The sequence below is a fragment of the Citrobacter pasteurii genome (genome assembly GCF_019047765.1).
GTDB lineage: Bacteria > Pseudomonadota > Gammaproteobacteria > Enterobacterales > Enterobacteriaceae > Citrobacter > Citrobacter pasteurii.
The window spans coordinates 1,439,223-1,453,909 of record NZ_CP077262.1; the positions used below are offsets into that span (position 1 = coordinate 1,439,223).

The 14,687-nt window shown below is 51.9% G+C and carries 18 protein-coding genes; 5 read left to right on the top strand and 13 right to left on the bottom strand.

Annotated elements, in window-relative coordinates:
- Window positions 1–62: 62 nt before the first annotated feature.
- From proW to I6L54_RS07030, 7 genes are all read right to left on the bottom strand, one after another.
- A complete protein-coding gene (gene proW / locus I6L54_RS07000; RefSeq protein ID WP_040233289.1) occupies window positions 63–1,127 on the bottom strand; it encodes a glycine betaine/L-proline ABC transporter permease ProW in 1,065 nt (354 codons plus the stop codon).
- Window positions 1,120–2,322 carry a glycine betaine/L-proline ABC transporter ATP-binding protein ProV gene (proV, locus tag I6L54_RS07005; protein ID WP_003037282.1) on the bottom strand — a complete coding sequence of 401 codons (1,203 nt, stop codon included), beginning with the start codon at window positions 2,320–2,322 and terminating at the stop codon, window positions 1,120–1,122. The genes proW and proV overlap by 8 nt, the downstream gene beginning before the upstream one ends.
- Window positions 2,323–2,676: 354 nt before the next feature.
- The gene (nrdF, locus tag I6L54_RS07010; protein WP_040233290.1) at window positions 2,677–3,636 is read right to left on the bottom strand and encodes a class 1b ribonucleoside-diphosphate reductase subunit beta; all 960 of its coding nucleotides are present in this window, start codon (window positions 3,634–3,636) and stop codon (window positions 2,677–2,679) included.
- A 10-nt stretch (window positions 3,637–3,646) separates the two neighbouring features.
- Entirely contained in the window at window positions 3,647–5,791 is a 2,145-nt protein-coding gene (gene nrdE, locus I6L54_RS07015) for a class 1b ribonucleoside-diphosphate reductase subunit alpha (RefSeq protein ID WP_040233291.1), read from the bottom strand.
- Window positions 5,764–6,174: a class Ib ribonucleoside-diphosphate reductase assembly flavoprotein NrdI gene (gene nrdI, locus I6L54_RS07020; RefSeq protein WP_040233293.1), complete on the bottom strand. Its 411-nt coding sequence runs from the start codon at window positions 6,172–6,174 to the stop codon at window positions 5,764–5,766. The genes nrdE and nrdI overlap by 28 nt, the downstream gene beginning before the upstream one ends.
- Window positions 6,171–6,416 (bottom strand): glutaredoxin-like protein NrdH, encoded by a 246-nt coding sequence (gene nrdH, locus I6L54_RS07025; RefSeq protein ID WP_040233295.1) that lies wholly within the window; start codon window positions 6,414–6,416, stop codon window positions 6,171–6,173. The genes nrdI and nrdH overlap by 4 nt, the downstream gene beginning before the upstream one ends.
- 279 nt (window positions 6,417–6,695) lie before the next feature.
- On the bottom strand, window positions 6,696–7,127 hold the full coding sequence (locus I6L54_RS07030; RefSeq protein ID WP_005122942.1) for a carboxymuconolactone decarboxylase family protein: 432 nt from the start codon (window positions 7,125–7,127) through the stop codon (window positions 6,696–6,698).
- 90 nt (window positions 7,128–7,217) lie between these two features.
- On the opposite strand from I6L54_RS07030, the gene pdxR reads away from it, so the two are divergent.
- On the top strand, window positions 7,218–8,552 hold the full coding sequence (gene pdxR, locus I6L54_RS07035; protein WP_040233296.1) for a MocR-like pyridoxine biosynthesis transcription factor PdxR: 1,335 nt from the start codon (window positions 7,218–7,220) through the stop codon (window positions 8,550–8,552).
- A gap of 123 nt (window positions 8,553–8,675) precedes the next feature.
- Window positions 8,676–9,026, top strand: coding sequence for a DUF2002 family protein (locus I6L54_RS07040; protein WP_005122944.1), 351 nt, complete (start codon window positions 8,676–8,678; stop codon window positions 9,024–9,026).
- A gap of 37 nt (window positions 9,027–9,063) precedes the next feature.
- On the opposite strand, the gene alaE is transcribed toward I6L54_RS07040, so the two are convergent.
- Window positions 9,064–9,513 (bottom strand): L-alanine exporter AlaE, encoded by a 450-nt coding sequence (gene alaE, locus I6L54_RS07045; RefSeq protein WP_005122945.1) that lies wholly within the window; start codon window positions 9,511–9,513, stop codon window positions 9,064–9,066.
- A gap of 556 nt (window positions 9,514–10,069) precedes the next feature.
- Here alaE and stpA point away from each other — a divergent pair.
- Window positions 10,070–10,471 carry a DNA-binding protein StpA gene (gene stpA / locus I6L54_RS07050; protein ID WP_040233298.1) on the top strand — a complete coding sequence of 134 codons (402 nt, stop codon included), beginning with the start codon at window positions 10,070–10,072 and terminating at the stop codon, window positions 10,469–10,471.
- 35 nt (window positions 10,472–10,506) lie between these two features.
- Here stpA and I6L54_RS07055 read toward each other — a convergent pair whose 3' ends face one another.
- The 3 genes from I6L54_RS07055 to I6L54_RS07065 form a co-directional block, all read right to left on the bottom strand.
- The gene (locus tag I6L54_RS07055) at window positions 10,507–10,686 is read right to left on the bottom strand and encodes a GDFGVC terminal motif YodC-like protein (RefSeq protein WP_005122950.1); all 180 of its coding nucleotides are present in this window, start codon (window positions 10,684–10,686) and stop codon (window positions 10,507–10,509) included.
- 80 nt (window positions 10,687–10,766) lie between these two features.
- Window positions 10,767–11,294 carry a rhodanese family protein gene (locus I6L54_RS07060; protein ID WP_005122951.1) on the bottom strand — a complete coding sequence of 176 codons (528 nt, stop codon included), beginning with the start codon at window positions 11,292–11,294 and terminating at the stop codon, window positions 10,767–10,769.
- Between the two features lie 9 nt (window positions 11,295–11,303).
- Window positions 11,304–11,603, bottom strand: a complete 300-nt coding sequence (locus tag I6L54_RS07065) for an ArsR/SmtB family transcription factor (RefSeq protein ID WP_005122952.1) — start codon at window positions 11,601–11,603, stop codon at window positions 11,304–11,306.
- A 182-nt stretch (window positions 11,604–11,785) separates the two neighbouring features.
- Here I6L54_RS07065 and I6L54_RS07070 point away from each other — a divergent pair, with 182 nt between their 5' ends.
- Both I6L54_RS07070 and lysM read left to right on the top strand, forming a co-directional pair.
- Window positions 11,786–11,944 (top strand): YqaE/Pmp3 family membrane protein, encoded by a 159-nt coding sequence (locus I6L54_RS07070; RefSeq protein ID WP_003037242.1) that lies wholly within the window; start codon window positions 11,786–11,788, stop codon window positions 11,942–11,944.
- 95 nt (window positions 11,945–12,039) lie between these two features.
- Window positions 12,040–12,489: a peptidoglycan-binding protein LysM gene (gene lysM / locus I6L54_RS07075; protein WP_005122954.1), complete on the top strand. Its 450-nt coding sequence runs from the start codon at window positions 12,040–12,042 to the stop codon at window positions 12,487–12,489.
- 12 nt (window positions 12,490–12,501) lie between these two features.
- Here the strand turns inward: lysM and csiR are convergent, their stop codons facing one another.
- Together csiR and gabP are read right to left on the bottom strand one after the other, a co-directional pair.
- Window positions 12,502–13,188 (bottom strand): DNA-binding transcriptional regulator CsiR, encoded by a 687-nt coding sequence (csiR, locus tag I6L54_RS07080; RefSeq protein ID WP_005122955.1) that lies wholly within the window; start codon window positions 13,186–13,188, stop codon window positions 12,502–12,504.
- Window positions 13,189–13,233: 45 nt separating this feature from the next.
- Window positions 13,234–14,634: a GABA permease gene (gabP, locus tag I6L54_RS07085; protein ID WP_040233301.1), complete on the bottom strand. Its 1,401-nt coding sequence runs from the start codon at window positions 14,632–14,634 to the stop codon at window positions 13,234–13,236.
- Between the last annotated feature and the right edge of the window lie 53 nt (window positions 14,635–14,687).

Below are 14,687 nucleotides of genomic sequence, written 5' to 3' on the forward strand. Positions count from 1 at the left end.
ATTTTGTGTAAGTTGATGAATTGTAGGCCCGGTAAGCGCAGCGCCACCGGGCAACGGGTGAACTACTTAGTGAAAGGGCGGGTGAGAAGCCCAACAGGACCTGTGGTGTACCAGCGGCGGTTACCACGGCTACGCGAGTCACGGCCTACGGCCTGCGTCAGACGGTCGAGAATGATGGCGAGGATCACGATACCCACACCGCCAACGGTAGCCAGCCCCATGTCCAGACGACCAATTCCGCGCAGAACCATCTGACCCAGCCCGCCGACGGCTATCATCGATGCGATAACCACCATGGAGAGTGCCAGCATCAGCGTCTGGTTCACCCCGGCCATAATGGTGGGCATCGCCAGCGGGAGCTGCACTTTAAACAGCATCTGACGCGGGCTGGCACCAAACGAGCGCGAGGCTTCAATCAGATCGGCGGGCACCTGATTAATCCCCAGAATGGTCAGACGCACAATTGGCGGCAGGGCGAAGATAATCGTCACCACCACGCCCGGGACGTTGCCAATACCGAACAGCATGACAATCGGCACCAGATAGACGAACGCAGGTGTGGTTTGCATCGCATCCAGCAGCGGGCGAACTATTTTTGCTGCCCGAGGGCTACGCGCTAACCAGATCCCCATCGGCAGGCCGATCACCACGCAGAACAACAGCGCGGTCAGCACCAGTGCCAGGGTGATCATGGCTTGGGACCATGCGCCGATGGCACCGATCGCAATCAATGAAACCAGCGTAGCGACACCCATTCCAACGCCAGAAATCTGCCAGGCAATCAGGGCGAACAGGATAATCGCCACGGGGGCAGGCATACCTAACAGAAGCTGCTGGAAGCCGTTGAGAATGTAATCAACCGGGACACGAATGCCCTGGAAGACCGGACGGAAATGGGTAACAACCCAGTCGATCCCCTCAGTGACCCAGCTATCGAGCGGGATCAGCGTCTTATGAAACGGATCCATAATATTGAAGTGCTCTGGCGCCGGCGCGGGGGCGCTGGTCAGCCAGTCTGCGCTACCACCGTCGGCTGGCGTACCTGATGGCGTACCCCAGGCATCGGCAGTTTGTGCGGCGCTGTCGGCCGCTGGTGTGGTATCCCACGGATTAGTTTGATCAGCCATTGTTTACCCCCTCACGATCCAAAGCCTGTAACAGCATGCGTTTTGAAATGACGCCCACATACTGCTGTTCCTCATCAACAACCGGCACCGCGCACGGAGCCTGGCCGACATGAGAAAGCAACTCGCTGAGAGGAGTTTGCGCATCGACGGCTAGCGGCTCATCGATCAATGCCGCTTCAATACCTTGCGCCTGACTTAACGCTGTTTTTAATGAGTCGATAGAAACAACGCCGACGAATTTGTTGCCGCGCTCGATCACATAACCATATTCGCGATCTTTGTCCTGCAATAATTGCAGCGCCGAACGTGGACCCACCCCGGGCGTTTTACGAATTAAACCTTCGGGGCTACGGCGTGAAATATCTTTCGCACTGAAGACCTGGCTAATATCAACGCCGCGGAAGAAGGTGCGGACATAATCATTGGCCGGATTATTCAGAATTTCATCCGGCGTACCGACCTGCACCACTTCACCGTTTTGCATAATGGCAATTCTGTCGCCAATACGCATGGCTTCGTCGAGGTCGTGCGAAATAAAGACCACGGTACGCTGATGCTTCGCTTGTAGTTTTACCAGCTCATCCTGCATTTCGGTACGAATTAAGGGATCGAGGGCTGAGAAAGCCTCATCCATTAATAAGATGTCAGGGTTAATGGCTAACGCACGGGCGAGTCCCACACGCTGCCGCATCCCCCCGGAAAGTTCATCCGGGTAGCCGTGAGCATAATTCTCCAGACCAACCTGACGTAGCGCATCTAACGCTTTTTCACGACGTTCATCGGCGCCAACACCGGCTAGTTCCATACCGAATGCCGTATTGTCCAGCACCGTCATGTGCGGCATCAGGGCAAAGGACTGGAAGACCATCGCAATCTTTTTTCTGCGCACCTCGCGAAGCTCGGCATCGGATATCCGGGCGATGTCTACGCCGTCAATCAATACCTGTCCGCGGGTGGGTTCAATCAGGCGATTGAGAAGGCGTACCATTGTGGATTTACCCGAACCGGATAATCCCATGATGACAAATATCTCGCCTTCTTCAATGGCCAGACTGGCGTTCTTAACGCCAAGCGATAGCCCTGTTTTATCCAGAATCTGCTCTTTTGAAAGTCCTTTTTCAATATATTTGAAAGCTCTCTGCGGATGCTCGCCAAATATCTTATAGAGATTTTTAACTTCTAATTTAATTGCCATGCAATAGAATGATTCCTGTTATTTGTTTATATCGATATATTACCTGATGGAAATAGTGACCTTTTTCTACCCTAACATACTGAGAATCTGAGACAACCCTGAATTTGGTTGTGGCACGAATATTGCCGAAGGCCAGGCGGCGGGATTTCCCATGATATAAGGGCTGAGCGCGAATGTGAGTTGTCTGATATTTTTTGTAAATGGCAAGGGAAAATCGCCTGAATTGATGAAATGCAGGCGAATAATGCGGCTGGTATTGAGTGTAGATCACACAATTATATTTGTGCGATAAAAGTGTGATCCTGTTAAAATATTTCCGCGAAAATTGTACGGTATTTTTCGCGAAAATGAGCGCTAGAAACTCCAGTCGTCATCTTCTGTTTCGACGGCTTTACCCATCACATAAGATGACCCTGAACCCGAGAAAAAATCGTGGTTTTCGTCAGCATTGGGCGACAGCGCGGCAAGGATTGCCGGGTTCACATCCGCCATTTCTGGCGGGAATAATGCCTCATATCCCAAATTCATTAATGCCTTATTGGCGTTGTAGCAAAGGAAGGCTTTGACGTCCTCCACCCAGCCGGTCTCTGCATACAATTCTTCCGTATAACGCGCTTCGTTATCATACAATTCCATCAGCAGGTCGAAGGCAAAATTCTTTAACTCCTCGCGTGCGGATTCGGAAATATGCTCCAGACCTTTTTGGTATTTATAGCCAATGTAATAACCATGAACCGCTTCATCACGAATGATCAGACGAATAAGATCGGCAGTATTGGTCAATTTGCCGCGGCTGGAAAAATACATCGGCAACCAGAAACCGGAATAGAACAGGAAGGATTCCAGAAACACGCTGGCTATTTTTTTCTTCAACGGTTCGTCGCTGGCGTAATGTGCCAAAATGATCTGCGCCTTGCGCTGGAGTGGGGTATTTTCTTCACTCCAGGCGTAAGCTGCATCCACATCTTTGGTCTGGCAAAGGGTGGAGAAAATAGAGCTATAGGAACGGGCGTGCACCGCCTCCATAAAGCTGATATTCGACAGTACCGCCTCTTCATGCGGCGTTAACGAATCAGTCATTAACGCTGGTGCTCCGGCAATATTCTGAATGGTGTCGAGCAGCGTCAGGCCGGTAAATACGCGGATGGTGAGCTGCTGCTCGGCAGCGTTCAACGTTTGCCAGGCCGGGATGTCATTGGAAAGCGGAACCTTTTCCGGTAGCCAGAAGTTACTGGTCAGGCGATTCCAGACTTCGAGATCTTTATCATCCTCAATCTTGTTCCAGTTGATGGCGCTCACGCGTGATAATGCCATTTTGTTCTCCTTACAGTGCGCATGACACGCAGCCTTCTATTTCAGTCCCTTCCAGCGCCAGCTGACGTAGTCGGATGTAATACAGCGATTTGATGCCCTTACGCCAGGCGTAAATCTGCGCTTTGTTGATATCGCGAGTGGTGGCGGTATCGGGGAAAAAGAGCGTCAGTGAAAGCCCTTGATCGACATGGCGCGTTGCCTCAGCGTAGGTATCGATGATTTTTTGCGGACCAATCTCGTAGGCATCCTGATACAAGGCCAGATTCTCATTGGTCATAAACGGGGCAGGGTAGTAAACGCGCCCGGTTTTGCCCTCTTTGCGAATCTCCACCTTCGACACGATCGGGTGAATGCTTGACGTGGCATGGTTGATGTAGGAGATAGAACCGGTGGGCGGAACCGCCTGTAAATTCTGGTTATAAATACCGTAGCGCATCACATCTTCACGCAGTTGCGCCCACATCTCGCGCGTCGGCAGCGTAATGCCGCTGGCGGCAAACAGTGTGCGGACCTTGTCGGTTTTTGGCTGCCAGTCGCCCTGCAGATACTGGTTAAAATACTCGCCGCTGGCGTAGCGGGACTGCTGGAATCCGGCAAAGGTTTTACCGCGCTCGCGGGCGAGCTTCATCGATGTATTCAGCGCATGCCAGGTGATGGTGTAGAAATAGAGATTGGTGAAATCCAGCCCTTCTGGCGAACCGTAGGCAATCCCTTCCCGTGCCAGATACCCGTGCAGGTTCATCTGTCCAAGGCCAATCGCGTGCGACGCGCTGTTCCCGGCTTCAATCGAGGGCACGCTGCGGATGTGGCTCATGTCCGAAACGGCGGTTAAGCCGCGCACGGCTGTTTCAACGGTGCGGCCAAAGTCGGGTGAATCCATGGTATGGGCAATGTTCAAGGAGCCGAGATTGCAGGAGATATCGTGTCCTGTCTGCGCGTAATTGAGATTTTCATCGTAGGTGGAGGCACTGTTAACCTGCAAAATCTCCGAGCACAGGTTGCTCATATTGATCCGACCGGCAATCGGATTGGCGCGATTCACCGTATCTTCAAACATGATGTAAGGATAACCAGACTCAAACTGGATCTCGGCCAGCCGCTGGAAGAATTCGCGGGCGTTAATGTATTTTTTGCGCACGCGTTCGTCGGCCACCAATTCGTCATACCGCTCACTCACGGCGATATCACCGAACGGTTTGCCGTAAATCCGTTCCACGTCATAAGGTGAGAACAGCGCCATCCGGGCATTTTCTTTCGCCAGTCGAAAGGTAACATCCGGGATCACCACGCCAAGCGAGAGCGTTTTGATACGGATTTTCTCGTCGGCGTTTTCGCGCTTAGTATCGAGAAAACGTAAAATATCCGGATGGTGTGCGTGCAGATACACCGCGCCTGCGCCCTGACGTGCCCCGAGTTGATTCGCATAAGAAAACGCATCTTCCAGCATTTTCATTACCGGGATCACCCCAGAGGACTGGTTCTCAATGCGTTTAATGGGCGCACCTGCCTCGCGCAGGTTAGAGAGCAAAAATGCCACGCCGCCGCCGCGTTTAGAAAGCTGTAGCGCCGAGTTTACCGCCCGACCAATTGACTCCATGTTGTCTTCAATGCGTAACAGGAAACAGGAGACCAGCTCGCCGCGTTGCTGTTTACCGCAGTTTAAAAAGGTTGGCGTGGCGGGTTGAAAGCGCCCGGAGAGCATTTCATCGGCCAGTTGCGTCGCAAGTGCTTCATCGCCTTGCGCCAGCGTGAGCGCCACCATCGTCACCCGATCCTCAAAATCTTCGAGATAGCGCTTACCATCGAACGTTTTCAGCGTATAGCTGGTGTAGAACTTCCATGCGCCGAGGAACGTCTGGAAACGGAATCCGCTGGCGTGGGCGTGGTCAAATAGCTTCAGCACGAACGCGCGATTGTAGCGGCTTAACACGCTGGCATCGTAATAGCCTTCATCCACCAATGTTTCGAGACGCGCCTGCTGGCTGGCAAACACCACCGAATTGGGGCGGACGTGGGCGGCAAAGAAAGCCTCCACCGCCTGGTGGTCTTTGTCGAACTGAATGCGCCCGGCTTTATCGTACAGATTCAGCATGGCGTTCAGGGCGTGATAATCCAGCGTTGGCTGCATTACACGTTCTGCGGTTGTCGTTGCCAAAATTCGCTCACTCCTTTTCGAACGTTGTCGATATCGCTTTGGGTGCCCATCAGCTCAAAGCGATAGAGCCACGGCACGCCGCATTTTTGTGAAATGACATCACCCGCGCGACCGTATGCATCACCGAAATTGCGATTGCCGGAGGCGATTACGCCACGGATTAATGCCCGGTTATGCGTATCGTTTAAAAAGCGGATCACCTGTCGCGGAACAGCGCCAGCCGTGCCGCCGCCACCGTAGGATGGCACGATTAAAATGTAAGGTTCGTCTACCCGGATCCGCTCGCGTTCATTAAGCGGGATGCGGATGGCAGGCACCCCCAGACGCTGCATAAATCGGTGCGTATTTTCGGAGCTGCTGGAGAAGTAGACGAGGGTGCTCATGCGCTGGCCACGTGGGGTTGTGGGCGCAGGCGATTGATCATGTCCGGGCGAAACCCTGACCAACGGGTTTCACCTGCCACCACGACAGGCAACTGACGAAAACCTTGCTCGCGCAGGCTATCAGCCAGATCGGGCTGTAAATCGACGTTTACCATCTCAAAGTCAAAACCACGGCTTTCCATCGCCCGTTTGGTGGCGTGGCACTGAACACAGTTATTGCGAGTGTAAATAACAATGCGCATGATTCGTATTTCCATTAAAAGATGAAAGAGTGACGCGATAGACAGCGTCAGGTTGTGTGCATTTGATACAGAAGATACTAGATGTAGTTTTGAAAAGATTCAACCATACAAGATATGGGAATTTTAGATTGATGAGGGCCGGGTGATGAACGTGGCGGGGGAAGGCTTACTGGTGGTTATAAATTGCCCGATGGCGCTAAGCTTATCGGGCCTACGGGCAACAGGAGAGCACAACGTAGGCCGGATAAGGCATTTATGCCGCCATCCGGCAGCGCAGAATTACATGCGCATTCCCACAGCCAGGCGGTTAAAGCAGTTCATCAGGCTGATTGCGAAGGTCAGGTCGCTTATTTCTTTGGCGCTAAAATGGTCAAGCAGCGGCAGATAAACATCATCTCCGGCATGGCTGCTGGCGATATCGGTGACGGATTCGGCCCACGCCAGCGCCGCACGTTCCTGCGCGCTGAAGTGGTGACTCACCCGCCAGCCTGCCAGCGCGTCCAGTTTAGCCTGCGCAACACCGGCTTTTCGCAGCGCTTTACTGTGCATTTCCAGACAAAAGGCGCAGCCGTTGATTTGCGAGACCCGCAGGTAAATCAGTTCCGTCAGCGTAGGTTCCAGCGCGCAGTTCTCCAGTGCTTTGCTTGCCTGAACCAGAGCGGTATAGATTTCAGGGCTGAGTTCATAATAGGGCTGGCGTAACATGGTCATGGTATTGCTCCTCATTTGGATGACCTGCAATGTAGCACTATAATGGTCTGCTAAAGAGAGCCATATTTTTACTTAAAAAGCAGACCATAAATGCCGCGCTACCAGCAAATTGCCCGTCAGTTAAAAACCGCTATTGAGAAAGGCGATCTTAAGCCGGGCGCAAGATTACCCTCCAGCCGAACCTGGTCCCAGGAACTGGGGATTTCACGTTCTACGGTAGAAAACGCTTATGCTGAGCTGGTGGCGCAGGGCTGGCTTACGCGACGCGGGCAGGCGGGAACCTTTGTCAGCGAGCAATTGCGACTGGAAACCTCGCCTGCAACCCCTGCTGTATTCGCCGGAGAAAACGGCACACCACAGCTTTTTCAGATGGGATTGCCAGCTCTCGATCTTTTTCCGCGCGATATCTGGGCACGGGTCATGGGGCGACGTTTGCGTACCCAAACACGTTTTGATCTTGCGGTGGGGGATGTTTGCGGTGAACTGCTGTTACGCCAGGCGATAGTCGATTACCTGCGCGTGTCGCGCAGCATTGAATGTCTTCCGGAGCAGGTTTTTATTACGTCGGGTTATGCGGCATCGATGATGTTGATCCTGCGCGCGCTGGCCACACCCGGCGAGGGAATGTGGGTTGAAGATCCCGGCTTTCCATTGATTCGGCCCGTAGTCACCCAGGAACGCATCGAGCTGATGCCTGTAGCGGTTGATGCCGATGGCCTTGATGTCAGCGCGGGGATCCGCGACTTTCCACAGGCTCGTTTTGTCATGCTGACACCTGCACACCAAAGCCCACTGGGCGTGGCGCTTTCTCTGGCCCGCCGTCACCAGTTGCTGGAATGGGCCGATCGCGCACAGGCGTGGGTAATCGAAGATGACTACGACAGTGAGTTTCGTTACCACGGCAAACCGTTACCACCGCTCAAAAGTCTGGATGCGCCGCAGCGGGTAATTTATGCCGGCACGTTCAGCAAATCGATGTTTCCGGCGTTGCGCACGGCATGGCTGGTGGTGCCTCTGACTCAGGTCGAACATTTTCGTCAGCAGGCGGCGCTAACGGCCTGTAGCGTTCCGGTTTTATGGCAGCAAACGCTGGCGGATTTTATGCAAGACGGCCACTTCTGGCGGCACTTAAAACGCATGCGCCAGCATTATGCCGAGCGGCGTCAGTGGATGGAAAACGCCCTGACCGAACAAGGATTTAGCGTCATTCCTCAGGAAGGGGGGATTCAACTGGTGATGAGTGTGGACGGAGATGATGTTGCGCTGGTGCGTAAAGCGAATCAGGCCGGGTTAGCTGTTCAGGCGTTAAGCCGCTGGCGAATAACGTCAGAAGGAAAGGGGGGAATATTGCTGTCATTTACCAATATCAGCTCGGCGGAAATGGCGCAACAGGCGGCGTACCAACTGCGGATGGCGCTGACATAAATCTGTACGGTTCTTAAGATATTCGTCCCATCGTGTTCACTCGTTTATGGACTTTTCTGAAAGCGTTGCTAATGCTGAATCAGGTAAGGTAAGCCCGCAGTAAAAGATAACGAGGAAAATAATATGTATTTACGACCTGATGAGGTGGCGCGCGTACTTGAAAAAGTGGGCTTTACCGTTGATGTAGTCACACAGAAAACATACGGTTATCGACGTGGTGAGAATTATGTATATGTAAACCGTGAAGCGCGGATGGGGCGTACCGCATTGGTGATCCATCCCACGCTAAAAGAGCGTAGTTCTTCACTGGCAGAACCGGCTACGGATATTAAAACCTGCGATCACTATCAGCAATTCCCGCTTTATTTAGCCGGCGATACGCATGAACATTATGGTATTCCACACGGCTTTAGCTCGCGTATCGCGCTGGAACGTTATCTGAATGGATTGTTTGGCGACGTGAGTTCAAACTGATAACGCGACTGGCGGTGCCAGTCGCGATGAGATGTTTTTACGCTTTAGCCTGGTGGTAGCTGCTGACCTTAAACAGGCGGCGGCAATAATCAAGGAAGTAGCCATATACTGCACCCATCAGCATTGAGACCACGATGTTGGAGCTTACCGCAGCCGTGATCTGGTGCCAGTCAGCGCCAACCGTCAGCAGAATAATCACATACACCGGTGACTGGAACGTGACATAGGCCAGCACATCCGCCAGATTTTTTGCCCATCCTGCCTGCGTGGCTTTGCGTGCCGCGCGCATAAACAAATCGCGGTACATACCGTATGGCCAGGCGATCAGGATGTTGATGGGGATAGCGACCAGTCTGGAGTACAGTGACTGTTCGAAACTCATTCCTGAAAGGAATATCTCGATCAACATGTTCACGACAGAACAATAAACAACCATCGCGAACGTGTCTGCTACAGCATGACGCAAGCGTGACTGCGGAGAGAACATGTTAATGCTCCTTGTAAAAAGGGGAAAAAAGGTTTTCAATACCTTTTCTGCTAGTGATTTGTCTTGTCGCTTTCGCGTTTTAATAGGATATCTGCCTGCATAATAACTATCAACTAGCTTAAAATTTTTATTTATTGCCTTTTTGTCGATAAAATGCTCTGTGATGGTTTGTTTTTTGTTCGTTTTGGCATTTTCGTTGTCATGCAACTTAAAATCATTAAAAATCAACAGGTTATTTTGACTTGTTTTTCTGAACTTTTTGCGCTCCTTTTCGAATGTTGACGAAAATTTCGCATATCTACCGCAACGCCTGCGCGATGCCGGTATTGGTTTATCTGGTGCGGCAGCGAGATATCCCAAAGTCTATTTATTCTGGTTTCTGGCCAAATATAAAATATCGCTGACTAAAGATCACCGTATGACAAGATAAATAATAATAGCGATTGTTGTTTTAATATCTTGCGACAAAAAAGAGACTGGAAAAAGAAAAAATACTCGCATACAATTTGCTTCGTAATACCGATTTCTGTTTTTGCGTTAAAGAGGTTTTATTAATATGAGTTCAATGTTAAAAAACTTAAATAATATTCGATCGCTACGTGTCATGGCACGTGAATTATCCGTCGAGGTTCTGGAAGATATGCTGGAAAAACTCCGGGTAGTCACCAAAGAACGACGTGACGAAGAAGAACAGCTACAGCGCCAACGTGCAGAACAGCAGGAAAAAATTAATACACTGCTGGCGATGATGAGAGCCGATGGGATTGATCCTGAAGAACTGTTGAGCATGTCGGCGGCAACATCGCGTTCGGTTAAAAAACGTCAGCCACGTCCGGCGAAATATCGTTTTACGGATACCAATGGTGAAACAAAAACATGGACTGGACAAGGCCGCACGCCAAAGCCGATTGCGCAGGCGCTGGCTGCCGGTAAATCTCTCGATGATTTTTTGATCTAATATCAATGCGGTGAGGGGAACCTCACCGCTTATTTTCAGCAGACGCCGAAATCGCCTTCTTCAGAATATCGTGTGACATCAGCCGCTTTTAGGGTGTATTTTTCGCCGCTTTCATTGCTGGCTTGTACCGCCACAATTTGTTCGTCTTTCACTTCGACAACTTTCAGTTTTGGTCCACCCATACGCGGTTGCACCAGATCGCCAGGTTTAAACATATTGCGCTCCTTTCTTAATCACAAAGCCCACCATAGATCACGTCAATCGGCGGGTACAGCGCTGTTTCTTCTATTACCGCTTAATGAGTACGTCGGTTCCAGGGCATTTTGTCGAGCAGTCGCGCCATACCGCAGAAGCCAGTTACACCCGCAAGCATCAGCCCAGCACCGACAAAACCGCTAAGTAAGAAGAAGCCGCTGTTAACGGCGTAACCGAGAATGACGCCAAGCAGGGCAAGGCTGCCTGCGGCAATCTGCACCTGACGCATTAGCGGCAACGGTTGTGAGCTATCTTTTGCAACCGGCAGACCTTCCGCTTTCCAGCCGTCGATTCCGCCCTCCAGCAGCCAGACCTGTGCCGGCGCGGCGGCGGCATTCAATTTTGCCGCCGCGTTTTGTGTACGCTTGCCTGACTGGCAGTGAAAAATAATGCGCTCAGCCCGTAAGTTTGCGGGGAGTGAACCCTGCTCCAGGGTGGATAACGGTGCCAGATGCGCCTCGGGGATATGCTCGTACAGATACTCGTCAGTGTCGCGGATATCAATCAGTTTTGCGCCTTGCGCGACCAGCGCCTGCGCCTCGCGCGGGGAAATCGTCCCAATAGTCATGATGGCTCCTTATGGGCAATACAGTGTTTTTAATGTGGCGATCAGCGAATTCACGGCCGTATTTTTAATGGAGTACAGGATGCGCTGGGCATCGCGTTGGCTGTCTATCAGGCCTTCTTCTCGCATACGCGCCAGGTGCTGCGAAGTGGCGGAGGGGCTGAGGCCGGTAATACGGGCTAACTCGCCTGCGCTGGTGCCGGGTGAACCGCAGAGCATGCACAAAATCAGTAACCGCTTTGGATTACTCATCGCTTTGAGCAGGGCGGCAGCCTGTTCTGCGCTGGCCTGCAGTTGTTCAAGTTCAGTCATATGTATTTTAGTGTTTGCTAAGTTAAGATTATTCTAAAGTAAATAAGCATCGTACGCCAGCGTAAAGAGCGTAAAGAGCGTAAAGGAGGGTAAAACCGCAGGGTAAGCCAGGCAGAGTTGGATAAACTCACTAACCTTAGATTTCTAAGAAATGATTATTTTTTTGCTTGTATGGAGTGTGTATGGGTTTCTGGAGAATCGTTTTTACTATTATTTTGCCTCCGCTCGGCGTGTTGCTGGGTAAAGGATTCGGTTGGGCGTTCATCCTCAATATTGTTCTGACGCTGCTGGGCTACATCCCTGGTCTGATCCACGCCTTCTGGATACAGACGCGTAACTAATTCCCCTTCTACAACGGCGCATTTGCGCCGTTTTCGTTGTGCACCTTTCTCCTCTGCTACACTTTTGGGGTTGATTGTTAATTACCGAGGTGGATATGGGACTCTTCAATTTTGTAAAAGATGCGGGTGAAAAACTGTGGGATGCGGTCACTGGAAATCATGACACAGCCGATCTGGCAAAAAAAGTGCAGGAACACCTGAATAAAACCGGTATTCCGGATGCGGATAAAGTGGACGTCCAAATTAACGAAGGCAAAGCCACCGTTTCTGGCGATGGATTAAGTCAGGAAGCGAAAGAAAAAATCCTGATTGCGATTGGTAATATCTCCGGTATCGCCAGCGTCGACGATCAGGTTACAACCTCTGCGCCAGCGAGCGAAAGCCAGTTTTATACCGTGAAATCAGGGGATACCCTGAGCGCGATTGCCAAACAGGTTTACGGTAACGCCAATCTGTATAATCAAATATTTGAAGCCAATAAACCGATGCTTAAAAGCCCGGATAAAATTTATCCCGGGCAGGTTTTACGTATTCCGCAACAATGATGATGTTCAGGTTTATTGCGTCAGCAATTTGCCGGACATCGCCTGTTGAATAATCGGAATTGGCGTCAGCAGGTGCTGGCGCATTAGCTCGCTGGCGCGCGCGGCATCGCGTGCCAGAATTGCTTCGGTCAGCGTTTGGTGCTGATCGTGTTTATCTTCCAGCATTTCCACCGACAGCACCGTTTTTCGCAGCCAGATAAACCGGTAGCGCGCCGCCAAATCGAACAGTCGTTCGCGCATTTGCAGTAAATATTGTGAACCGCAGCCGGCGACAATTGCCGTGTGAAACGCCTGATGGCGCAGATCCCACTCGTCGAGCATCTGTTCGCTGGCATCTACGGCTTCAAGCTTAGCGAGCATATGCGCCCGCGCCAGAATCTCTGCTTCCCAGGCGTCACCGCCGCGTTCAATGGCCAGCGCGACCAGCATGGCTTCCATATTGGCGCGGGCATCGAAAATATCGAGCAACTCCTGCTCAGACATTGGGGCGACACGATACCCTTTCTGATTGACCACCGTGACCAGCCGCTCGGCAACCAGTTGCGAAAGCGCTTCACGCAGTGGCCCAACGCCCAGTTCATAACGTGAAGTCAGCAGGCTCATACGCAGTTTTTCATCAGGCTGATACACACCGCGGATGATGTCGTTCTTCAGCCAGCGGTATCCATCAATGGCCGTCGGTTGGGGAATGGCGGTCATGGTCTTACTCCAGAAAGGATTTCCCGGCCTGCGCCGGGAACAGGTTTAATGCGTATTTTGCAACGGTGCTTTTTGCCACGATAGCAGTTTTTTCCAGCGCGACATAATAGGCACGGTACAAATAATTCCTATGGCTAACAACCCGGTAGAGATAACTTCCAGCTGTTGTGCCGGGCGAAACAGCATCACCACCAGCACAAAGATAATAAACGCGATGACCACCCAGGTGAGCCACGGATAGAGCCACATTTTCAGTTTGATTTCACCGCCTTGCGCCAGCAGGATTTTACGCATCCGCAGTTGGGAAATCGCAATCACCAGATAAACCAACAACGCGATGGCGCCGGAGCTGTCGATCAGGAATTTAAACACCTTGGCCGGGGCGTAATAGTTGACGATCACGGTGAGAAACGCCGCGCCGGTTGACAGCAATACCGCGACATAAGGCGTTTTACTGCGGTTTGTTTTGCCCATAAAAGCGGGGGCATCGCCGCGACGACTCAGGGAGTAGAGCATGCGTGATGAGGTATACAGCGCGGAGTTCAGACAACTGGTCACCGACAACAAAATGACGCAGTCCATGATCAGCTTCGCGTGTGGGATATGCAGTAATTCCAGCACCGAACGGTAAGAGCCCACTTCTTTCAGTCCCGGCATGTTCCACGGGATCAGTGCTACCACCACGAAAATAGAGCACAGATAGAAAATGGAGATACGCCAGATAACCGAGTTGGTGGCGCGGACGATGTGTTTATCCGGGGTGTCTGATTCGGCGGCGGCGATGGTGACAATCTCCGCGCCCATAAAGGAGAACATGGTGATTAGCATCGCGCTGAGTACAGCGCCAAAACCGTTGGGCATGAAGCCGCCATGATCCCACAGGCGCGAAACCCCGCTGACGTCGGCATAAGGGTAGAAACCACTAATCGCCGCTGCGCCGAGGGTGATAAACGCCAGAATGGCAATCACTTTGCACAGCGCCAGCCAGAACTCGAACTCACCATAATTTTTGACGCTCAGCAAATTACTGCCGGTTAATGCCAGCGTGATAACCAAAGAAAACAGCCAGATGGGGATGCCAGGGACCCAGGAGTGCAGAATGATGGCGGCAATATTCGCTTCCAGTGGGATAACCAACACCCAGAACCACCAGTACAACCAACCGATGGTATAACCTGCCCACGGGCCGATGGCTTTATCGGCGTAGGTGGAAAACGATCCGGTATCCGGGGTGGCGACGGCCATTTCGGCCAGCATACGCATAATCATCACCACCAGTAACCCGGCGAACAGGTACGCTAATAGTACAGCGGGACCGGCTTCTGCTATCGCCACGCTTGAACCGACAAATAAACTTGCGCCGATAACGCCGGCAATAGACAGCATGGTGACATGGCGTGATTTCAGCCCGCCCCCTAAATCATGTGATTGTGACAGTTGCCCCATCTTTAAACCTCTCGAAAGTATTGCACTTGGGAGAGCACCCCGGCATTCCCGCG